This is a genomic window from Candidatus Binataceae bacterium (assembly GCA_035650475.1).
Taxonomy (GTDB): Bacteria; Desulfobacterota; Binatia; order Binatales; family Binataceae; genus JAKAVN01.
Window position 1 is genome coordinate 383,975 of sequence record DASRHP010000009.1, and the last position, 21,055, is coordinate 405,029.

The following is a 21,055-nucleotide window of genomic DNA, read 5'->3' on the forward strand; positions in this document are numbered from 1 at the left end:
AGCCCAGGCGGATTCTGGGATCAAGTTTGAGCCGGCGCATCGAGTCCGCATTCGCGCGCGGATGAGGTCGTTTTCAAAGTCGTGCGTTTGGTGATCCCAGCGGGAGTCGAACCCGCGTTCCCGACGTGAGAGGCCGGTGTCCTAACCACTAGACGATGGGACCCGCCGCGGCGTGCGCCCTCCCGCTCAGGGAGGGTTGGCTGAGGAGGGAGGACTCGAACCTCCAATCGCCTGATCCAGAGTCAGGTGGCTTGCCAATTAGCCGACTCCTCAGCGCGAGGCGCTATTCTAACCGACGCACGCGCTTGCGTCCATGCGTTGCGGCCGCCAGCGCTCAGCGCACGGCCGAGCGCCGCAGGGTCTCGGCGTGATGGTTGACCAGCTCGTCGCATCGCTGCAGCATCGCCGGGTCCTGGCAGTATTGCTCGATCATGTAGCTCAGTTCGCCGAGGTCGTGGACGAGCAGCCGCATGCAGCGCTCGTACTCGTCGTGCTGCTGGAGCGCCTTGAGCAGGTCGCCGACCTTGTCCTCGAGCTCGGTCTCCTCGACCTCCAGCGCCAGTCCGAGCGCCTGCTCGATATCGATCCCGCTGCGCGCGGCCTCGACCCCGCGCCTTAGAATCGCGTCGAGCTTGGCGACCGTCGCCTCTTCGAGGGTCACCGGGCTGTGGCGGTCGAGCACCCCTTCAAGTTCGAGCACGGCGCTGACGAGGTCGAGCGCGCCGACGTGGCGCGCCTCGTCGCGCGCCATGTCGAACCAGAAATCGTGCACCCGCGGATTGCCGGCGAAGGCCTTGGCCAGCCGCGCGTAGAGCGCCATGCTGCGCCTCTCCAGGGCGATGGTGGCTTCGAGCACTTCGCGCGTGGTCGGCATCCTAAACCCGATGATAGCCCGCAAGACGCCAGCGCGCCAAGCACGCCCGCATCGGCGCGGCGGCGTGGTTTGCCCCTGCCGCCGTCCGCGCCGCGAGTGGCTTGCGCTAGCGCGCGACCTCGGTCGCGCGCGTCTCGCGGATGACCGTCACCCGGATCTGCCCGGGGTAGGTCATGTCGGTTTCGATCTTCTTCGCCACTTCGCGCGCGAGCAGGGTGGCGTCGTCGTCGGAGACCTGCCCGGGCTCGACGATGATCCGCATCTCGCGCCCGGCCTGGACGGCAAAGCACTTGTCCACGCCCTTGAACGACTTGGCGATCTGCTCGAGGTCTTCGAGCCGCTTGACGTAGCTTTCGAGGACCTCGCGCCGCGCGCCCGGGCGCGCGCCGCTGAGCGCGTCGGCGGCGTCCACCAGCGGAGCCAGGATCGTTTCGGCCTTGACCTCCTCGTGATGGGCCGCGATGGCGTTGACGATCTTGGCCGACTCGCCGTACTTGCGCGCGAGCTCGGCGCCGATCAGCGCGTGCGAGCCTTCGATCTCGTGGGTCAGGGCCTTGCCGATGTCGTGCAGGAGAGCGGCGCGACGCGCCTGCTTTTCGTTAAGCCCCAACTCGGCCGCCATCGCGCCGCACAGAAACGCCGCTTCCAGCGAGTGCATCAGCACGTTCTGCGCGTAGCTGTAGCGGTACTTCAGCATCCCGAGCAGCTTTACCAGCTCGGGATGCACGCCGTGGACCCCGACCTCGAGGATCGCGCGCTGGCCCGCCTCGCGCATCGATTCCTCGACCTCCTGCTCGGCCTTGCGCACGACCTCCTCGATGCGGCCGGGATGGATGCGGCCGTCGGAGATCAGGCGCTCGAGCGCGATGCGCGCGATCTCGCGCCGGATCGGGTTGTGGCAGGAAATGACGACCGCCTCGGGGGTATCGTCGATGATGATATCGACGCCGGTGGCGGCCTCGATCGCGCGGATGTTGCGCCCCTCGCGGCCGATGATCCGGCCCTTCATCTCGTCGTTGGGCAGGGCAAGCACCGACACCGTGCGCTCGGTGACGAACTCGCCGGCCAGGCGTTCGATCGCGATCGAGACGATGCGCTTGGCGCGGCGGTCGGCTTCCTCGCGCGCCTCCTCCTCGACCACCCGGATCTGGCGCGCGGCGTCATGGCGCGCCTGCCCGACCATCTCGTCGACCAACTGGCGGCGCGCCTCCTCGCGGGTCAGCCCGGCGACCGCCTCGAGCTTGGCCCGCGCGGCTTCAATCAGCGCCTGCTGCTCGCTCTCGCGCTCGCCGAGCGCCTTTTCGCGCGCGCGCAGGGCCTGGTCGCGGCGGCCGAGTTCGGCCTCGCGCCGCTCGAAGTTCTCCAGGCGTTTATCGATGCTTTCCTCGCGCGCGGCCAGCTTGCTCTCCAGCGCGGCCAGCTCACGGCGCTCCTCGCGCACCTCTCGCTCGGCCTGCGCGCGCGCGTCCACCAACAGATCTTTAGCCTTGAGTTCCGCCTCCTTGATTATCAGTTCGCCCTTGGCCTTGGCTTCTTCGATGAGAACCTCGACTTCGTGCCGCGTAGCTTCGGCGCCGGCGACGAACGAGCGTCGCCGCGCCAGATAGACCGCGAAGACCCCCATCGCGGTAGCGATTATCGCCAGGACGCCGATTATTACGTCCACTTGGTTGTACCTCCTTGGTCCGCCGGTTGCGCAGCCGCGCCCGGCGCGCGACCGGCCGCGTAAACGGCGGACTCCGTCACGATCAGATCCAGCCGCCGGTCGCAAAGCTCCTCCGGTAGCCGGTCAAGTAGTTGGAACGAATAGGCGAGCCCCACGGCGATCGCGCCCTCTCCCGCCTCGGCAAGCGCCCGGTCGTAATAGCCGCCGCCGCGGCCAAGCCGTGCGCCGGCGGGGGTAAAACCGAGGCCGGGAACGCAAATCAACGCGTCGCGACCGAGATCCCTCGCCTCCACGACGGCGGCGCCGGTTGGAGGTTCGGGAATCCCATAGGCCCCTGGGCGCAGTTCGGAAGGGGCCGACACGGCGCCAAAAGCCATCCGCCGGCGCGCGCGCTCGACGATCGGGTAAAGAAGTGCCTTGCCCGAGGCGCGCGCGTCGGCGGCTATGATCGCGGTATCGACCTCGTTGTCGTGCGGAGCGTAAAGCGCGACGCGCGCGGCAGCCCGGTAGGCCGCCGAGGTCAGCAGACGCTCCTGCACGCGAGCCGAGAACGCAGCCGCGCTGCGCGGCGGCAGATTGCGGCGCGCCTCGGAGAGGATTTTGCGTAGGCTTTGCTTTTCGTCCGCCACTGACATTTGCCGGTGGCGGGCGCGGGCTAATTCGGCGGGTGCCCGGAGCTAATCATCGCCGTGGGCAGTGCTGTGGGCCACCGCCGGGCGCTTGATCGCTGTTCGGAAAACCGCGGCATGCAGCCGCGCGTTGCGTTCCGCCCATCCGGCACAGACTCTGTATGGTGCAAGCGCATCATCGCGCCTTTGCTGGATATTCCGGCCCCCCGCCGATTTCGCCCGAACCCGCCAGCCCGAAGCCCCCACAAACCGCGCCAGCCTACGAATCGATCGCGCTCGAAAGCCGCCGGTTCAGTGCCTCGATCTGGTCGATTAACGCCTGATGGTCCTGCCTCAAACGTTCAAGTTCGTCGGCAAATTTCAACGCTGCCAAAATCGCCACGCTGACCGTGTTGACCGCGCGGCTGTTGGCGCGAATTGACTTTATCCTTTCGTCAACTGTCTCCGCCAGTGCCTTCGCCCATTCATCGCCGTGGTCGCTGGTGACGGTCAGGCTCTGGCCGAGGATTTCCACGTTGACGCCCATCGCGCTCCCATCTAGCCGAGGTCGAGGCCGTCGAAGCGCGCTAGGATGCGCTCGATGCGCGCCTTGACCTCGTTGCGCTCGGACTCGTGTTGCTCCCGCTCGGAGTTATAGCGGGCGCTGATCTCGTTATAACGCTGTTCGCTTTCAGCCAGCCGCTTCGCCAGCGCCTCGTTTTCGCGCTGGAGCTGCTGGATGCGGTCGACCGATGCCTGGATTCTTTCTTCGAGCTGCTTAAGAGCCTCAAGGGTCATGGCGGATGCGTTTTCCACTTTTCAGTTTAATTTTGGATTAATAAAGCTGTCAAGCTGCATAAGAACCGCTGGGCGCTTCTGCCCGCGCCTCGTCCTCGGCGAACAGCGCTTCGACGAACTCACGCGGATCAAACGCCCGCAAATCTTCGATATTTTCCCCCAGCCCGACGAAGCGCACCGGGAGCTTGAGCTGCTCGGCAATCGCGACCACGACGCCGCCCTTCGCCGTGCTGTCGAGCTTCGCCAGGATTACGCCCGTCAGCGGTACCGCCTCACCGAAGAGCTTCGCCTGGCTGAGCGCGTTCTGGCCGGTGGTGGCGTCGAGCACAAGCCAACACTCGTGTGGTGCGCCGGCGAGTTCGCGTCCGACGACGCGCGAAATTTTCTTCAGCTCCTCCATCAGGTTGACCTTGGTCTGGAGCCGGCCGGCGGTGTCGATGATCACCGTCGAGGTATCGCGCGCAACTGCCGCCTTGACCGCGTCGAAGGCCACCGCCGCCGGATCGGAGCCCTGCTTCTGCTTGATGAGATCGACGCCGACCCGCCCGCACCAGACTTCGAGCTGCTCGATCGCCGCCGCGCGAAAGGTGTCGGCCGCTGCGACAATCACCGCGCCACGCTCGGCTTTCATCCGCGCCGCCAGCTTTGCCACCGTCGTGGTCTTGCCCACTCCGTTGACACCGGCGAGCATGATCACGAAGGGGCCCTCGGCCGGGACGTTCATCGGACGCTCGGTCGCCGCCAGCATCCGCGCGATCTCGTCCTTGAGCGCGTCGCGGATAGCGCCGGACCGGCTGCCGTCCTTGACGCGGGCGCGTACGGCCTCGACAAGCTTAAGGCTGGCATTGACGCCGACGTCGGCGGCGATCAGCGCCTCTTCGAGGCCCTCGCAGATTTCGTCGAGTCGCGCGCTGCCGGAGATCGCCGCGCGGATACGTGCAAGAAGATTCTCGCGCGTGCGCCGCAGCCCAAGCCCGATCCTTGCCGGCGCTTTCTCCCCAGGCGGAGGGAACGGAGGGGCACAGGGAGCAGCGGCGGTTTCGGCCGTCGCTGCTTCGGACCGCTCGGCAGCAGAAGGGGGCCCGGCGGCAGGGGGCGGAGCTTCGACGCGCGACGGCGGTGTCGGAGCGCGCGCGGCCCGCGCTTCGGTTTCTTCAAACTTCGGACGTTCCCGCGCGGGCGGCGGAGCGGCAAGCGGCGGCGCGGCCTCCTCGGCGGGCGCCGCGACCGGCGCGGCTTTCTCCGGAGCAGTCACTGGCGCGGCAGCCGGAACCGCCGCGCGTTCGGGAGAGGCGACGCGGCGCCGCTTGCGCGCGCTGAACTCGATGAGCGTCGCGACGATCAGCAGGACGGCCTGGAGTGCCGCCGCTTCCAGCGCGAGGCGAACCATCAATGACACCGGGACCGAGACCTCGACGATCTATTGCGGCGCGCGGCGCGCACGCCGACACGCGCCCCGCCCGAGTTCGTGGGGTACGCGCGAGCAGTGGATGCGCCGGATGCCTGCAACACAATAACAGGCTCGTGCCACAACCGAAACCGAGGCGCACCGGTCGCGCCGCTTGGATCGGGCCAGGCGCCCGCGAGGCGCCGTGCACGGAGCCCTGCTACGCCGCGCGCGGAATCTCGAGCGAGATCAACCGCGAGACGCCCGGCCGTTCCATCGTCACACCATGAATGTGGTCGGCGCGCTGCATGGTGCGCTGGTTGTGCGTGATCACGATGAACTGCGAGCGCTGCTTGAGCTCGCCGATCAGGCTGGTGAAGGCGGCTAGGCTGAACTCGTCGAGCGGCGCGTCCACCTCGTCCATCACGCAAAACGGGCTCGGATTGAGCAGGAAGAGCGAGAAGATGAGCGCCATCGCGCACAGCGCCTTCTCGCCGCCTGAAAGCAGGCCGATCTCCTTGACCTTCTTGCCCGGCGGCTGAACCAGGATGTTGACACCCGCCTCCAGCACGTCGTCGGCGGGCATCAGCTCGAGCCGGCCCTTGCCGCCGCGCAAAAGCTTGGGGAAGAGCTCGGCAAAGTTGCGCGCCGCGCCCTCGAAGGTTTCATTGAAGCGCCGGCGCGCCTCGCGGTTGAGTTTCTGGATCGTTTGGCTAAGGTCTTTGAGCGCGGCTTCGAGGTCGGCGCGCTCGCTATTGAGCACCGCGGCGCGCTCCTCCAGTTCTTTGACCTCGCTTTCGGCCGCGAGATTGACCTCGCCGAGCCGCTCGGCCTTGGCGCGCAGCTCGACCAGGCGCGCCTCGTCGGCGGCGACGTCGCGCGCCGCGAGCGCGGCCGTGAGGTCGCTCTCGACCTCGGCGAAGGCGATCTGGAATTTCTCGGCGAAGGTGCGCTCCAGCTCCTCGGCCAGCGTGCGCGCCCGTTCGCATCCGAGCGCGCATTCCATCGCCTCGCGCTCAAGCGCCGCGCCGCGCTCACGCGCCTGGGCAAGCTCGGTTCGGCGCTCGGCCAGCGCCGCCGCCGCGGCTTCGCACGCCGCGCGCATCGCGGCGGTCTCCGCTGCGAGCTCAGCCTCGCGCGCCGCGGAGGCCCGGTCCTGTTCGTCAATCTGCTCGACTTCGCGGGCGAGTTCGCCGCGCTCGGCGCCCAGGCGCTCGAGCGCGGCGCGGTCCTTGGCGATCTGCGCCTCATGCTCGTCGGCAAGGCGGCGCAGATGGCCGAGCTCCTGTTCGATTGCACGCAGATGGGTGCGGCGGGCCTCGACGCGCCCGGCCGCTTCGAGCATCGCCGCCGCCGCCCGCTCGGCGCGATGCTTGTGCTCGGCGAGGCCGGTGCGCAGGGCGCCGAGGCGCTCGCGGCCCGCGGCTTCCGCGTGGGCAAGCTCCTCCAGCCGCGCGTTGCACTCGGTCATCAGGCGCGCGATTTCGTCGAGTCGCGCGCGCGCCTGCTCGTGCTGGCTGCGCGCGGCGGCGGACTCGGCTTGCGCGCGCTCGATAGCGTTCTGCCGCTCGCCAATCGCGCGCTCAGCCTGCGTGAGGCCCGCGTGCGCCGCGCCCAGCTCGCGCTGGGCCACCTCCAGTTCTGCGTGCGCAGCGTCGAGGTCGGCGCGCAGCCGGGCGGCGTCGGCCTCGGTCTGCTCGACCCGCGCGGCCGCCTCCTCCAGCGCGTGCGCATCGAGCGGCTCGTCGTCCGCGCCGGCGCCGTCAGGCAACCCCACGCTGCCGCCGGCGATCATGCGCCCGGGCCATACGAGGTCGCCCTCGCGGGTGACGAAAAGGGTGCCGTGGCCGTTGAGGTTGGATGCCGCGAGGGCGGCGCGGAGATCGTCGGCGACGATCACGTGGCCGAGCATCGCTTCGGCGGCGGGTCTGAAGCGCGGCTCGACTTCCAGCATGTCGAGGAGGCGGCCTGCGATTCCTGGGGCCTCGATCGCCGGATGAGAATCGACGGGGCCGGGGTCGGGGATGAAGCTGAGGCGGCCCGCACGGTTCTCCTTGAGAATTTCGATCGCGCGTAGCGCGAGATGGGGCGAATCGACGATCACCGCCTCGGCCTGCTCGCCGAGCACCGCGCCCAGGGCGTGGCGCAGCGCGGCGGGCGCGCGCAGAACCTCGGAGAGCATCGCCGGGCGTTCGGCGGGGCCGTCGCCGTTGAGCGATTCGAGCACGACACGCAGGCGCTCGGCAGCGGCCCCGCTGCCGGCGCGCGCGGCGAGCCGCTCCGCGCGGGCGCGGGCGACGCCCAGCGCCTCGCGCAAGAGCGCGAGGCGCGCAGCGCTGGCGTCGAGTGCGGTGCGGGCGGCGTTTTCGCGCGCGCGGGCCGCGCGCTCGCGCTCCTCGGCCCGCTCAAGCTCGCTGCGGCGTGCGGCGAGCTCGCCGCCCGCCGTGCCGAGCGCGTCATGGGCGGCACCGACCGCGGCTTCCAGCGCCGGCATCCGCGCCTCGGCGAGGCCCAGGCGCTCGGCGAGTTCGGCGCGCTCGCCACCGAGCGCGCCGAGCCGCCCGCGCAGCGCGGCCGCCTCGCGCATCTGCTCGGCGACCTCATCGCGCGCCTCCTCGGCCGTCCTTTCGGCCTCGCGCAGCGCGGCCGCGGCGGCCTCATGCAGCACGCGCAGCTCGGCGAGCGTAGCCTCGCCGCCGTCGTCGGCATTGCGCTCGCGGGCAAGGCGCGCGCCGGCCTCGGCGCGCGCCGCACGCGCGGCGGTCGCCTTCGTCTGGAGTTCGTCCAGGCGCGCGGCGAGCTCGGGCGCAGCGGCCTCGGCCGCGCGCAGACGCCGTTCGAGGAAAGCGCGCGTATGGCCACGCTGGGCGATCGCCGCACGCAGGTTGTCGAGCTCGTTGCTCAGAGCGGCGAGGCGATCGCGGTGCGCCGCGAGCGCGACGGCGTCGGCATCGGTTTGCGATTGAAGCCCGGCGAGGGCGGCGCTCAACTCCCCGCGCTGCGCCTCGAGCGCGGCGGCGCGCGCGCGATGGTGTTCCAGGCGCGCGCGCTCTTCGAGCAGGCGGTGCGCGGCGCTGAGCCGCTCGAGTTCGTCCAGTTCCTGGCGGATTGCCTTGTAGGCCTCGGCCTTGCGTGCCTGACGGCGAGCAAAGGCCAGTTGGCGCTCGATCTCCCCGAGCACATCGTCAACGCGAGCAAGGTTCTCGCGTACGCGCTCCAGTTTGCGCTCGCTCATCTCGCGCCGGCCCTTGAAGAGTGACAGCCCGGCAGCTTCCTCGACCAGGCCGCGCAGTTCCGTGGGCTTGGCCTGGATGATCTCCTCGATCCGTCCCTGCTCGATTAAGGCGTAGCCGCGGCTATGGATCTGCGCGGCCATGAAAAATTCGGTGATGTCTTTGAGGCGGCAAGGAATGCGGTTGAGCAGATATTCGGACTCGCCCGAGCGGTAGACGCGGCGCGTGACGCAAACCTCGCTCAGCCCCGCGTAAGGCTCAGGCAACGGCGAACCCTCTTCGGCTTCGAGCAGCAGCGACACCTCGGCCATCCCGGCCGCCGGGTTGCTGTCGTTGCCGGCGTAGATCAGGTCTTCGGCGCTCTTGCCGCGCAGGCGGGTGGGCGCCTGTTCGCCGAGCACCCAACGTATAGCGTCCACGACATTGGACTTGCCGCATCCATTGGGTCCGACGACCGCCGTAATTCCGGGAGTGAAGCCGATTGTCGTCGGCTCCAAGAACGATTTGAAGCCGACTAGGTCAAGGCTTTTGAGCCGCATACCGCCATCGTCCTCCACCTCACCACATCATCAAGGCGAGCTTAACCCAAAGCGCGCGGGCGGGGAACCATGCGCTCGCCGATCTATCCCCGCAACTCGCCGACGCGCTGTGGATTGTTGAAAACCGCGTCAGGGCGCGGTTATTCCTGCAATTCAGTGTTCCAGTAGGCGCTATCCACCGCAGTCAGGTAGGGCATCCATTCCCGGTAGCGACGCAGGCTGAACATCTCGCTGCTGAAGGGCGTCCATTGTGGCCGCTGCGGCTTGCGGATGAGTGCCATCCCGGCCTCTTCGGGTGTACGGCCGCCCTTGCGCCGGTTGCAGATATGGCAGGAACAAACGATGTTCTCCCAGGTCGAAAGCCCTCCGCGCGATCGTGGCTTCACGTGGTCAAGATTAAGCTCGGTGCGCGGAAAACGCCGACCGCAGTACTGGCAGGTGTTGCCGTCGCGAGCGAAGATGTTAAAGCGCGAGAAGCGCACGTGACGGCGCGGCACCCGCTCGTAGGCCGTCAGCAGCAGCACCCGCGGGACGCGGATAAAGCCGCCGACAATGCCCAGCCGCTCGTGATGGAGCTCGATCGCGAGATCGCGCCAGCTCTCGAAGTCGAACGTGCGGTACTGTTCGTCCACCGCACGCGCCACCCCCTGGTAAAGCAGGGCGAAGGCGCGCTTGACCGAGGTGACATGGACGGGCAGGTAGGATCGGTTAAGGACGAGAACCTTGCTGTTGAGCAAGGTGATTCCCGAGCTCGGCAACCCCGCGCTTTGGACGGCGGCAGCCATTAGGCACAACGACTATCGGCAGCGGGTGGGTATGTCAAGGTTAGCGGCCGCGGACAAACTGCGTTTTCCCCAGCGCGACAGCGCCTTGCGCACTTTGCGGCCCGCCCGTATGATTCGTCTCAAACAAGATGGGTGGAAGGGGCAGCGACACAATCACGACCGCGCACGAGCCGCCCGGCGGCTGTCTCCGCCACCCCGGCGCTTTACACGCCGCACGTCGGCGCCTGGCTTGAGCGCCCCCTTCATCCGCGGCCCACGGTCCACTCGTGAAACGTGAAATCGTCATCAACGCGAGCGCGCTCGAAGTGCGCGTGGCGGTGCTTGAGGATGGCGCGCTGACGGAATTGTTCCTCGAGCGCGGGCCGCGCCGCGGGCTCGCTGGCAACATCTACAAAGGCAAAGTCACCCGCGTCCTGCCCGGGATGCAGGCGGCGTTCGTCGATATCGGCTTGGAAAAGGCCGGCTTCCTCCATGTCTCCGATTTTTATGACACCGCGGGCTCGATGGCCGCGGTGATCGGTGAGGAGGAGGTCGAAACCGAGCCCGTGCGCGAAACCCACGGCGCCGCGCCCGACAGCGAACGCGCCGAGGCCCATGCGCCGGGCGATGAGCCGTTCGACTCCGAAATCGCCGCCTCGGCGTCGGGCGACCCGCTTTCGCCCGACGATCTGCCCCACGACGTAGCGGGTGCCGGCGAGGCAGCGCCGGCGGGCGAAGGCGGACAGCGCGGCGGGCGGCGGCGCGGCAGGCGGCGCGGACGGCGCCGGCGCGGCGGGGGGCGCGCGCATGCGCAGGTCCATGCGCGGATTCAGCACAAGGCGCTGCCGATCGAGCAGCAGCTACGCCGTAATCAGGAGATCATCGTTCAGATCGCCAAAGAGCCGATGGGGACCAAGGGGGCGCGGCTGACCTCGGCGGTCTCGATTCCGGGCCGCCACTTGGTTTATATGCCGACCAGCAATCATATCGGCGTCTCGCGCCGCATCGCCAGCGCCGAGGAACGCGCGCGCCTGCGCAGCGCGGTGACCGAACTCGGCCCCGTGCAGGGCGGCTTTATCGTGCGCACCGCCTGCGAGGGCGTCAGCAAGCGCGAGATCCAGCGCGACGCCAACTTCCTCACCCGTCTGTGGGCATCGATCCTGCGCAAGGCGGAGACCAGCCCGCCGGCGTCGATCCTCTACAGCGACCTCGACGTTGCCCTGCGCACGGTGCGCGATCATTTCTCCAGCGACGTCGAGCGCCTGTGGTGCGACGACCCGGAAACCTACGAGCGCATCGTGCAGTTCGTTCAGCAGTACCTGCCGCGCCTGCGCTCGCGGGTCGCGCTTTACCAGGGCGCGGAGCCGATCTTCGATCACTTCCGGATTGAGGAGCAGATCGAACGCGCGCTCGACCGCAAGGTATGGCTGAAGTCGGGCGGCTACCTGGTTTTCGACCAGGCCGAGGCGCTCACCGCGATCGACGTCAACACCGGGCGCTTCGTCGGCAAGACCAGCCAGGACGAAACCGTGCTGCGGACCAATCTCGAAGCGGTCGAAGAGGTGGTCAAACAGCTGCGCCTGCGCAACATCGGCGGCATCATCATCGTCGACTTCATCGACATGTCGCGCGAGGCTGACCGCAAGAAGGTCAGCGACGCGTTGCGCGAGGCACTGCGCCGCGACAAGGCGCGCACCTCGGCGCTCAAGATCTCCGAGCTCGGCCTGGTCCAGATGACCCGCAAGCGCACGCGCGAGAGCCTCGAAGAGCTGCTCACCGAGACCTGTCCGCGCTGCCACGGCCGACGCGTGGTCAAATCGGTGCCGACGCTCGCCGCCGAGGTCCTGCGCGCGATCCATCGCGAGGCCGGCCGCCGCCGCGGCGTCGATATGCTGGTGGTCAAGCTCAACCCCGACGTCGCGCGCTACCTCTACGACCACGGCGCGCGCGACCTCGAGACGCTCGAGCGCCGGCTGGGTTTCAAGATCGTGCTGCGCTCGAAGGAAGGGCTCGAGCCCGGCGCCTTCGAGATGTCGCAGGCGCCCGCCGCGGCGTGAAGCCGGCGTCGGGCGCCGCAAGCCAAAGCCAAATAAAGCCGAAACTTGGCGGCAGTAGTCGCCGATACAATCCATCGGCGTCCAATGGCTAGTCCATTCTGCATCAACTGAAATTTATTTCGAATTCCAACTGGATCGGTGCGCGCGCAACTGACTATAATGCGCGGCGCGCTCTGGGATTCGCGGCCCTAAAGGGGGGCGGTGCGGACGGGGCGACTATTCGAACGGTGGAGGAGGGCCGCGCGATGAAGAGAGTGCTCTCGATTGTTATCGGGTTTTCGCTCTTGGTACTGTGTCTGGTGAGCGCGATCCGCGCGGACGCGCTGCTCAAGCGGGAAAAGGCGCTCAACGTGCCGCGCGCGCTCAACGCGGCGCCGCGCCATAAGTTGACAATTCCGCCGCTCGCCGCGGCCGTGTTCCGGGAGATTATTCGCTAGAGGCGCACGCAGCGTGCTCGCGCACTGACTATTGATGCTCGACCGTCGCGGCGGCGACCAGTTGTGCCGCGCTTTGCACCTGGCCGAAGTGAATCCGGCCGAGGTCGAATTCCTCGAGCGCCTTGACCAGGCTGTTAAGCGCCGTGCGGCAGGCGGGCAGGTTTTTGCGCGCGCGAGTGAGCGGGTTACACCGCGCGACGATATAGTTCTTCAGATAGGGATGGGTCAGGCCGCGCTTTTGTGCGCGCGCGACCAGCGCGCCCAGCACCTCATCGGCATGCGCGACCTGCGCGGCGCGCTCCGCGCGTTCCTCCATCGCTTCGCGCATCGGCTTGGCCATGAAGTTGTCGACCCGGCTCAGCAGCGGCGCGTACACGCCGCCTGAGAAGCGCGGCGTCTTGTCATAGAGCAGACCGAGTGTGACGAAGTATGCGCGCTCGAACTCGAATGCATACTCTTTCTCCGCCGTGCGCGGCGCCGCCTCGAGCCGCGCGCGGTACATCCGGATCACTTCGAGCGCCTTGTCCTTGAGGTTGTGCGCCTTCTCGGTATTGAGCGCGAGGATCTGGAAGGCGACGGCCGGCTCGGGGATCACGATTGCGGGGATGGTTCTGGCGCCGAGCTTGGTCGCGGCGGCGCGGCGATGGTTGCCGTTGGGAGTCCAGTAGGCGCCGTCGTGGCGCACTACAACCACCGGCTCGGTGAAGCGGTCGAGCTTCTTCATAACCTCGCCCAGGCGCTTGATGTGGGCGGGCGAGAGGTCGCGCTGAAAGGGCGTTGGCTTGAGCATCGCGGCCGGGATCAGGGCAAAGAGCTGCCAGTGGTCTCCGATCGGCTCGCGATAGGCGGCGAGGGCGGCGCCGCCGTCGGCCTCGATCGCATTTGCCAATTCGTCGATCGCGGCGGGCCGCCTCGCACCGCGCGGAAAAGTGGCTATTTCCGAAGCCTCAGCCATGGAATGAATACATCAGGTAATACCCCCGGCATCAAATCAGATTTCCATTGCCCTGGGTCGAAGAGGCCTGTGGGGGCGTCAGGCCGCTCGCTTTATCAGCGGCGCAGGGCTAGAGCCCGTGCCACCCGAGGGAATCGTTGTATTCGGCCAAGACGCCGCGCGCGCGAGGATGACCAGCGCCCCGGGTCATGCGCAACCGTCAGCCGCGCTCGCCCAGCCCGCGCACGGCCGGCATCACCTTGGCCGCAAAGCGCTCCATCGTCGCCATCACCTCCCGATGCGGAATCAAGCCACCCGCGTTGAACCAGCATACGAGCTGGTTGATCCCGCCGCGCTCGTGGATCTCGCCAATGCGCGCGACGCACTCCGCGGGCGGTCCGTACACCGCCATCGTCTGCTCGACCATCTCCCACGTGATCGCCTGCGCCCGCTCGCGCACCTGCTTGAGGTAGGCGTAGGAGCCCTCGTACTGGCCGCGTCCGCCGACCAGGGTCTGCTCGACGATCGTCTGGAAATAGTGCATCAGGCTGCGCTCGGCCTCAGCGCGCGCGGCGGCGCGCGTCGGCTGCGGGTTGACGAAGAAGAGTGCGGCGACGTCGCCGCGGCGCTCGGGATGCGCGCCGGCGGCGAGCGCTTCGCGGTAGACGCGCACGTGTTCGTAAAAACCGGGCGTCGGGTTGATCGGCGAGGCGACCAGCACGTCGTAACCGTGCGCGCCGGCGAAACGCGCGGTGTCGGGGCTGTTGGCGGCGATGCGGATCGGCGGATGCGGCTGCTGGAGCGGACGCGGCGCGGGCGCGATGCCGTCGATGTTGAAAAAGCGGCCATTGTAGGTGACGGCGCCGCCGCCCCATGCGCGCAGGATTATCGCCAGCGCTTCCTCGAAGCGCTCGCGGCTTTCGTCGCGCGGGACACCGAAGCCCTGGAAGTGGACCGCGATGGTGCCGCGCCCGACGCCGTATTCCAGCCGTCCGCCGGTCAGGATATCGGCGGCGGCGGCCTCCTCGGCCGCGCGCAGCGGATGATGAAACGGAAGCAGCGCGACCGCGGTGCCGAGCCGGATGCGGCGGGTGCGCTGGGCGGCGGCCACCGCCACCATCAGCGGCGACGGCATGATCGAAAAGCCTTTGAAGAAGTGCAGCTCGGCGAGCCAGGCAACGTCGAAGCCGAGCTCGTCGGCCAGCGCTATCTGTTCGAGGGTCTCGCGGTAGCGCGTCGGCTCCGACTGGTCGGGAGCACACGGCAGTTGGTAGAAAAGGCCGAACTTCACGATTCGTCGCCCTCCGCGCCGGCGCGGAACCCGGGCGCGCCGCGCGGCTCAGAGCTTCATTGCACACCCGCCCGCGCCCGGCAACCCGCGCGCCGCGCGCGGGCGCCGGCGGCCGCGCGCGATGCGCGAGGGCGCGCGGGATGCTATCCTCGGCTCGGATGGCCAGCGTGGATTTGAGCCTGGTCGAGCGGCTTGCGCGGCTCGAAGAAGACGCTCTCTGCGTGCTGGTGGCGCGGCTGGAGTACTATCCCGCCGACGCGCCGACCCATGCGCCCAGCTCGCCCGAGCTGATGATCCTTGACGTCGCGATCAACCTGCGCGCGATCATGCTGCGCGGCACGCCGGTGAGCGCCGAGCGCGAATGGCTGGAGCTGGCGGGGCGCCCGGAACTGGTCGAGCTGGCGCAGCTGGTCAACGACATCGCGGCCACAAGCCTCGCCGTTGGCGTACGTGAACGCCGCTGAGTTTTCCTGACGGAGCAGGGGCCCGGGGGCAAGTCGTTCGCGCCGCCGCGCCCGCTTCGCGCTGCGGCTTTGAGAATTGTGCGCGCTGCGCTAAGGAATGAGCGCAGCCAAGCGAGTCGGAGGCTCCGATGAAATACGAGGAATATCAGCATCTGCTCTTCGAGCGGCACGAGGACGGCATCCTGCTCATCACGATCAACCGCCCCGAGGTGCTCAACGCCACCAACAACCGCCTGCACTGGGAGCTCAGCCGGGTCTGGAAGGACGTCGACGAGGACCCGGAGACCCGCGTCGTGATCGTCACCGGCAAGGGACGCGCGTTTTCGGCCGGCGGCGACCTTGAAATGATCGAGAAGATGAAGGGCAGCGCCGCCAACATCGGACAGGCGTGGCGCGAGGCCGGCGATATCGTTTACAACATGCTCAACCTCGACAAGCCGATCATCTCGGCGATCAACGGCGTCGCGGTCGGCGCGGGCCTCGCGGTCGCCTTCATGGCCGATATCCCGATTGCCTCGGAGAACATGCGCATCACCGACGGCCACATCCGCCTCGGCGTCGCCGCCGGCGACCATGCGGTGATCATCTGGCCGCTGCTGTGCGGGATGGCCAAGGCCAAGTACTACCTGCTCACCGCCGACTTCATCGACGGCAAAGAAGCCGAGCGCATCGGGCTGGTTGCGGCGTGTGTGCCCGCCGAGCAACTGATGGACAAGGCGTTCGAGGTCGCGCGCAAGCTCGCGCGCGGCCCGCAGCAGGCGGTGCGTTTCACCAAGCGCGCGCTTAACAACTGGCTGCGCATGTTCGGCCCCGCCTTCGACGCTTCGCTCGCGCTCGAGATGCTGGGCTTCTTTGGCGACGACCTGGCCGAGGGTGTGGCAGCGCTCAAGGAGCGGCGCGCGCCGTCGTTTCCGAGCGCGCGCGCTGGCCGATGAAGGCGTGCGTGTACCGCGCGCCCGGCGCGCCGCTCGAAGTTGTCGAAGTTCCGGATCCGGTCGCCGGCGCGGGCGAGGTGGTCGTGCGGGTCAAGGCCTGCGGCGTCTGCGGCTCCGACCTGCATGCGGCCGGGCGCAACTTCCGGCTCCCGCCCGGAACCATCATGGGCCACGAATTCTCCGCCGTGGTCGAGACCGTCGGCGCAGGCGTCGAGGGCCTGACGCCCGGCGACCCGGTGGTCGTGATGTCGTATCTCGGATGCGGCGACTGCGAGCCGTGCCGCACCGGCGACGCCCATCGATGCCGCTCGGTCAAGCTGGTCGGCTTCGGCGAGGTTCCGGGCGCGTACGCCGAGCTGATGAAGACGCGGCCGGGGAGCGTATTCAAGATGCCGCCCGGGATGGACTTCCGCGCGGCGGCGACGGTCGAGCCGCTGGTGGTCGGCCTGCACGGCATCCATCGCGCGGGCCTGCGCGCGGGGGAGAGCTGCGTGGTGATGGGCGCGGGGCCGATCGGGATCGTCACGATGCTGTGGGCCCGCTTCGCCGGCGCGCGCGCGGTCGTGGTCTCCGAGGTCGCCGAGCATCGCCGCCGGCTCGCGCTCCAGATGGGCGCCGACGCCGCGGTCGATCCGCGGATGCAGAATCCGGCGGGCGCGGTCGAGAAGCTGACCGGCTCGGGGCCCGACGTGGTCTTCGAATGTATCGGCGCGGCGGGCACGATGGCGGAGGCGATCGCCTACGGCCAGCGTGGCGGCCGCGTCGTGATCATCGGCGTGTGCACCGAGGAGGACGGCTTTCAGCCGATGGCGGCGCTGAGCAAGGAGCTGGATTTACGCTTCAGCCTTGGCGTGGAGCGCGCCGAGATCGAGACCGCGATCGCGACGCTGGCGGCGGGCCGGATTTCGACCGCGCCGATGATCACGCACACGCTGGGAATCGACGAACTGCCGCGCGCGTTTGCTGCGCTCAGCCGCCCGACCAATCAGACCAAGGTGATGGTTGAATTCTAGGCGAAAGCAGCGTCTGCGCGCGGCCGATCCGGTTAGACGCCGAGCTGGTCAAGCAGCGCTTTGGCTCGCACAGGCCCGCCGCGTCCGGGGCGTCGGCCAACCAGCCAAAAATTCCAGTAAGCGCCGCACGCGCTTCATCGCGCCCTCCGGTCAGCCGCGCCAGACTCATCACCGCCCGCAATTCCGCCGACCCCGCTTTTTGCTCGCGGGCGAGCGCGAGCGCCCTTTCGAAACCGCTGCGCGCCCGCGACCAGACCAAGGCGGTCGGGCTTTATGTCCGTTTCAAATGCGGTGGCGGCGCTTCAATGCGCGCCGGCCGCCCGCGCGAGCGGCGCTGCCTCGGGCTCGGAAGGCGGCTCCAGGTCGCGTGCGACGAAGCGCGGCCGCATGATCGAGAAGATCGACGGCACCAGCGCGATCGCCGCCAGCCAGTGCGTAAGCATCAGGAGCGCGAGCAGCAGCGCCATCTCGGCCGAAAAGCGCAGGCTCGACATCCAGTACCACGGGATAACGCCGCCGACCAGGGTGGTGGCGGTGAACGTGACCGCCATCCCCGAGGTGCTGATTGCGCGCCTGATCGCGGCGTCGTAGTCGCCGAGCCGCCCGTATTCGCGCTTTATCCGATCGACGATATACAGTATGTAATCGACGCCGATACCCATTCCGACCGCGGTCACGGGCAGAGTATTGATATTGATTCCGACGCCTTTGAGCCCGATGTATAAGAAGCTCACCACGCCGGCCGCCACCAGCGTCAGCAGCACCATCCCGCCCGCCGCGAACGAGCTGTAGCTCGCCGAAACCAGCAGGAAGATCACCGCCATAATGAGCAGCGTGCTGGCGCGATCCGAGTAGGCAATCTCCTCGTTGAGCGCTGCGGTCAGTCCGACGCTGCCGCCCGCCAGCACGAACCTGACGTGGGGAAAGGGATGGGCCGCGATAAAGCGCCGCGCGCGCTCGAGCGCCTCCATCACGGTCGAGCCGCGGAGGTCCTTGTAGTAGATGACGAACTGGCCGTCGCGCGCCCTGTAGTCCATGTATTGAAGTATTGTGGTGCGCGAGGGCGTCGAGGTCTGGTACATGAAGACCATCTGGCCGACGCCATCGAGCGTGCGCGGAATCAGCTCCCAGAGCGGGTCGTTGTAATGAAAGAGCGTGTTGAGGCTGCGCACCAGGCTCGCGGTCGAGCGGCTGCCGGTCGCCTCGTGCTGCTCGAGCAGGTAGTGGCTGAAGTTATCGAGCAAGGCGAGCAGCGCGGGGTCCTTCATCGCGTTTTCATGGTCGCCTTGCAGGTAAATCACCAGTTGGTTGTAGCCGCCGAAGGTTCGGTTGATTTGGCGGGAGGCGAGGTTGAACTCGGAGTTCGGCCATAGGAGCGGCGAGCCCGCCTCCGTGTAGCCGATCGGCAGCTTGAGCGCCTGCTGGACGCCCAGTGCGACAATCGCCGCGCTGACGCCGAACACGGTCCATCGCCCGCGCCGGCTGGTGCAGCTCTGGCCGACCCGCCGCAGCGACTCCGCCATCCAGTGCGGCACGTAATGGCGCGTGACAGCGGGCGTGGGCAGCAGGTCAAGCAGCACCGGCAGCAGAATAAGGATCGTGAAGATGTTGGAGAAGCCCCAGAAGCTCGCGAAGAAGGCGACCTTGCGCACCAGCGGGATCGTCGCCACCGCGAGCGCCAGAATGCCCGCGGCATCGGCCAGGATTCCGATTGCGCCGGGCAGAAACAGTTCGCGCATCGAGTTGCGCACCGCCTGATGGCGGTCGCCGGTGCGCTCGAGCTCCTCGAAGTAGCGCTCCATCAGCTGCACGCCGTGGCTGGCGGCGCGCGCGGTCACCAAGAGCGGAATCACCAGCACCAGGACGTCGAGGTTGTAGCCGAGCAGGCCCAGGAACCCCAGCCCCCAGATAACCTGCGCCGCCGCGCCGACCATCGGCAGCAGCACGCCGTAGGCGCGGCGGAAGTAAAAGACCAGCGAGAGCACGATGAAGAGTCCGGTGACGGCGAAGATAAGGGCCAGTTCGCCTTCGTAGTACCAGCACCAGGCCTTGAGCACCGGTTCGCCCACCGCGCGCAGGACGGTGTTGCCGTCTTCGACCTTGAGCTTGATGCGCTCCAGCGCGCGATGCATCTGGGCGTAATCGACTCGCCCCTCGCTGAACGGCGCGGTTACCAGCGCGCTCTTGCCGTCGGGCGAGAGCAGCACGCCGTAGGCAAGGCTGTGCAAGACGTCGTTCTTCAGCCTGGCCAGCGCAGCAGGAGAAGTCGGGATCCGCTCGGGCATCAGCGGGCGCGAAATGATCAGTCCGCCGCTGGTGGCAGTTACCTTGCGCAGGTTGCTGCCGACGATGGAGTTGATCGCGTTGTGGTCGACGCCGTCGAGCAGGTCAACCTGCGAGGCGATGTAGCGCAGCTTGTTGAGCGTCGGCGCGGTGAAGACGTCGCCGCGCCGGACCTGCAACTCGAGCGTCATTAGGTTGGCGCTGCCGAAGATCTGTCTGAAGTGGTCGTAGGATCTGACGTACGGGTGGGCTTGGGGCAGCAGGTCGCTGAACTTGCTGTACATCCGTACCGAAAGCGCCTGCCAGCCGAAGAAAATAGTAACCGCGACGAGCCAGGCGAGCGTCAACCAGCGATGCTTCAGGGTGTGGCTGACAATCCACTGAACCAGGCGTTCGGCCATCGAAACTCCATCGCGGGATTCATCCTGCAGGCCCGCGATTGTTAGAAGATCGCGAAATTCGTGTCAACGCGTGCGCCGCGCATTGCCCAATCGCCGGGCGGGCTGCGAGGTGCCTGGCTGCCGAGCGTGGAAGGATGGCGAGGCGCCGAACAGGTCTTCTCGGAGTTGTGCTTTTTTGAAATACTGCATGCAATCCGGTCGAAATTCTGCAAGGCGGAGGGAGCACGATGAAGAAGCTCGCCCTAATCGCTCTGCTCGTGTTCGGGGCTGCGATAAGCCTCCAGTTTGCGGTGCCGAGCACTGCGATGGCCGCGCGCAAGAAGGTGAACTGCGCGAAGGTGATGGAAGAGCTGGGTGGCGGCAAGAAGGTCGCCGACGTTGCCAAGGACCTCAAGATATCGCGCTCCAGTGTCTATCGCTGCCGCAGGGCGGCCAACAAGAGCGCCGGCAAGATCGCCAAGGCACAGGCCAGCCCCGCCGCGACGCCTGAGGCTTCGAAGAAGTAGCGCGCTCGGGCGCTCGCCGAGCCAAGACGCGCCGCGCTCTGTGGCGACGGCGGAGCTGTCGCTCGCCGGCCACTCCGCGGCGGAGATTCGCCGCCGACGTGCCCGCGCTCTTGTTGCGCGCTGCGCCGCGGGCTAAGTCCTAGGCCATGGCCAAGTGCGAACTGTGCGAGCTGCGCGAGTACACCCAGCACTACGCGCGCTTCATCTATCCGGTGAAATTCACCGTGCTGGACTGCGATTCCTGCGACACCCCGATGGCGGTGCTCGGCGAGCATCGCGTCGCCGCAACCGAAGCCGAGCGGGCGCTGATGATCGACGTGCTTTCGGCGATCGGGCGGGCCAAGTACGGCGCGGACAAATTCGTCATCGATGACGTGATGCGGCAGATTCCCGACCATTGCCATATCCACGTCCGGCCGCGTTTCTGGCGCGGCTGATCGTCCTGCAAATCCGCTATCGATGCCCGCAAACAGCGGGAGCGATCGTACGAATTCGCTTGGTTGAGTTCTGGCGTTGTGCTATATGCGCGCCGGTACACGGCAGAGGCCCGAGGCGGGCCGGCCATTAGGATCCACTCCGCATTCATCCAGGGAGGTCCTCGGGGAGATGGCTACTGGGGTAGTTAAGTGGTTTAGCTCGAAGAAGGGCTATGGTTTCATCACGATGGAGGACGGGCAGGAAGTCTTCGTCCACTACACTTCGATCGACGGCAACGGCTTCCGCTCGCTGGAGCAGGGTGAGGAGGTTCAATTCGAAGTCGCCCAGGGCCCCAAGGGTCTCCAGGCCTCAAAGGTCGCGCGCCGCTAGCGGCATCCTTCCCTTACTATCTGGGGCGGGCCCGGTTCGGGCCCGTATCCCGAAAAAG

General features: G+C 67.7%; 19 protein-coding genes and 2 tRNA genes. 8 read left to right on the forward strand and 13 right to left on the reverse strand.

Translation table 11 applies throughout. The features are described from left to right. Positions 1-88: 88 nt before the first annotated feature. The 10 genes from VFB33_08035 to VFB33_08080 all read right to left on the reverse strand — a co-directional run bounded on the left by VFB33_08035 (position 89) and on the right by VFB33_08080 (position 9,890). A tRNA-Glu gene (locus tag VFB33_08035) sits at positions 89-163 on the reverse strand. 34 nt (positions 164-197) lie between these two features. Continuing rightward, positions 198-273 (reverse strand) — tRNA-Gln (locus tag VFB33_08040). A gap of 61 nt (positions 274-334) precedes the next feature. Further along, positions 335-874, reverse strand: a complete 540-nt coding sequence (locus VFB33_08045) for a ferritin family protein (GenBank protein ID HZO81633.1) — start codon at positions 872-874, stop codon at positions 335-337. Between the two features lie 106 nt (positions 875-980). Continuing rightward, positions 981-2,540, reverse strand: coding sequence for a ribonuclease Y (rny, locus tag VFB33_08050; GenBank protein ID HZO81634.1), 1,560 nt, complete (start codon positions 2,538-2,540; stop codon positions 981-983). Next, entirely contained in the window at positions 2,531-3,169 is a 639-nt protein-coding gene (locus VFB33_08055) for a 5-formyltetrahydrofolate cyclo-ligase (protein ID HZO81635.1), read from the reverse strand. Before VFB33_08055 ends, rny begins: the two co-directional genes overlap by 10 nt. 259 nt (positions 3,170-3,428) lie before the next feature. Beyond that, complete coding sequence (locus VFB33_08060) at positions 3,429-3,695, reverse strand: cell division protein ZapA (GenBank protein HZO81636.1); 267 nt, start codon at positions 3,693-3,695, stop codon at positions 3,429-3,431. Positions 3,696-3,706: 11 nt separating this feature from the next. Continuing rightward, a complete protein-coding gene (locus VFB33_08065) occupies positions 3,707-3,964 on the reverse strand; it encodes a cell division protein ZapB (GenBank protein HZO81637.1) in 258 nt (85 codons plus the stop codon). 31 nt (positions 3,965-3,995) lie between these two features. Further along, the gene (ftsY, locus tag VFB33_08070; protein HZO81638.1) at positions 3,996-5,336 is read right to left on the reverse strand and encodes a signal recognition particle-docking protein FtsY; all 1,341 of its coding nucleotides are present in this window, start codon (positions 5,334-5,336) and stop codon (positions 3,996-3,998) included. A gap of 217 nt (positions 5,337-5,553) precedes the next feature. Continuing rightward, complete coding sequence (smc, locus tag VFB33_08075) at positions 5,554-9,105, reverse strand: chromosome segregation protein SMC (protein HZO81639.1); 3,552 nt, start codon at positions 9,103-9,105, stop codon at positions 5,554-5,556. Between the two features lie 140 nt (positions 9,106-9,245). Next, positions 9,246-9,890, reverse strand: a complete 645-nt coding sequence (locus VFB33_08080) for an HNH endonuclease (GenBank protein ID HZO81640.1) — start codon at positions 9,888-9,890, stop codon at positions 9,246-9,248. 266 nt (positions 9,891-10,156) lie between these two features. On the opposite strand from VFB33_08080, the gene VFB33_08085 reads away from it, so the two are divergent. Both VFB33_08085 and VFB33_08090 read left to right on the forward strand, forming a co-directional pair. Next, positions 10,157-11,926 (forward strand): Rne/Rng family ribonuclease, encoded by a 1,770-nt coding sequence (locus VFB33_08085; protein ID HZO81641.1) that lies wholly within the window; start codon positions 10,157-10,159, stop codon positions 11,924-11,926. A 245-nt stretch (positions 11,927-12,171) separates the two neighbouring features. Next, the gene (locus VFB33_08090; GenBank protein HZO81642.1) at positions 12,172-12,363 is read left to right on the forward strand and encodes a hypothetical protein; all 192 of its coding nucleotides are present in this window, start codon (positions 12,172-12,174) and stop codon (positions 12,361-12,363) included. A 28-nt stretch (positions 12,364-12,391) separates the two neighbouring features. Here the strand turns inward: VFB33_08090 and VFB33_08095 are convergent, their stop codons facing one another. Both VFB33_08095 and VFB33_08100 read right to left on the reverse strand, forming a co-directional pair. Next, the gene (locus VFB33_08095) at positions 12,392-13,318 is read right to left on the reverse strand and encodes a ParB/RepB/Spo0J family partition protein (GenBank protein HZO81643.1); all 927 of its coding nucleotides are present in this window, start codon (positions 13,316-13,318) and stop codon (positions 12,392-12,394) included. A gap of 199 nt (positions 13,319-13,517) precedes the next feature. After that, positions 13,518-14,588 carry an LLM class flavin-dependent oxidoreductase gene (locus VFB33_08100; protein HZO81644.1) on the reverse strand — a complete coding sequence of 357 codons (1,071 nt, stop codon included), beginning with the start codon at positions 14,586-14,588 and terminating at the stop codon, positions 13,518-13,520. Positions 14,589-14,728: 140 nt separating this feature from the next. On the opposite strand from VFB33_08100, the gene VFB33_08105 reads away from it, so the two are divergent. The 3 genes from VFB33_08105 to VFB33_08115 all read left to right on the forward strand — a co-directional run bounded on the left by VFB33_08105 (position 14,729) and on the right by VFB33_08115 (position 17,000). Beyond that, positions 14,729-15,052 (forward strand): hypothetical protein, encoded by a 324-nt coding sequence (locus VFB33_08105; protein ID HZO81645.1) that lies wholly within the window; start codon positions 14,729-14,731, stop codon positions 15,050-15,052. 128 nt (positions 15,053-15,180) lie between these two features. After that, the gene (locus VFB33_08110) at positions 15,181-15,987 is read left to right on the forward strand and encodes an enoyl-CoA hydratase/isomerase family protein (GenBank protein HZO81646.1); all 807 of its coding nucleotides are present in this window, start codon (positions 15,181-15,183) and stop codon (positions 15,985-15,987) included. Continuing rightward, positions 15,984-17,000 carry an alcohol dehydrogenase catalytic domain-containing protein gene (locus tag VFB33_08115; protein HZO81647.1) on the forward strand — a complete coding sequence of 339 codons (1,017 nt, stop codon included), beginning with the start codon at positions 15,984-15,986 and terminating at the stop codon, positions 16,998-17,000. Before VFB33_08110 ends, VFB33_08115 begins: the two co-directional genes overlap by 4 nt. A gap of 302 nt (positions 17,001-17,302) precedes the next feature. Here the strand turns inward: VFB33_08115 and VFB33_08120 are convergent, their stop codons facing one another. Continuing rightward, positions 17,303-19,684 (reverse strand): MMPL family transporter, encoded by a 2,382-nt coding sequence (locus VFB33_08120; GenBank protein ID HZO81648.1) that lies wholly within the window; start codon positions 19,682-19,684, stop codon positions 17,303-17,305. A 227-nt stretch (positions 19,685-19,911) separates the two neighbouring features. Between VFB33_08120 and VFB33_08125 the strand changes: the two genes are divergently transcribed. The 3 genes from VFB33_08125 (at position 19,912) to VFB33_08135 (ending at position 20,997) form a co-directional block, all read left to right on the forward strand. After that, entirely contained in the window at positions 19,912-20,190 is a 279-nt protein-coding gene (locus VFB33_08125) for a hypothetical protein (protein HZO81649.1), read from the forward strand. Between the two features lie 146 nt (positions 20,191-20,336). Continuing rightward, positions 20,337-20,627: a hypothetical protein gene (locus VFB33_08130; GenBank protein HZO81650.1), complete on the forward strand. Its 291-nt coding sequence runs from the start codon at positions 20,337-20,339 to the stop codon at positions 20,625-20,627. Between the two features lie 169 nt (positions 20,628-20,796). Continuing rightward, positions 20,797-20,997 carry a cold shock domain-containing protein gene (locus tag VFB33_08135; protein ID HZO81651.1) on the forward strand — a complete coding sequence of 67 codons (201 nt, stop codon included), beginning with the start codon at positions 20,797-20,799 and terminating at the stop codon, positions 20,995-20,997. Positions 20,998-21,055 lie beyond the last annotated feature (58 nt).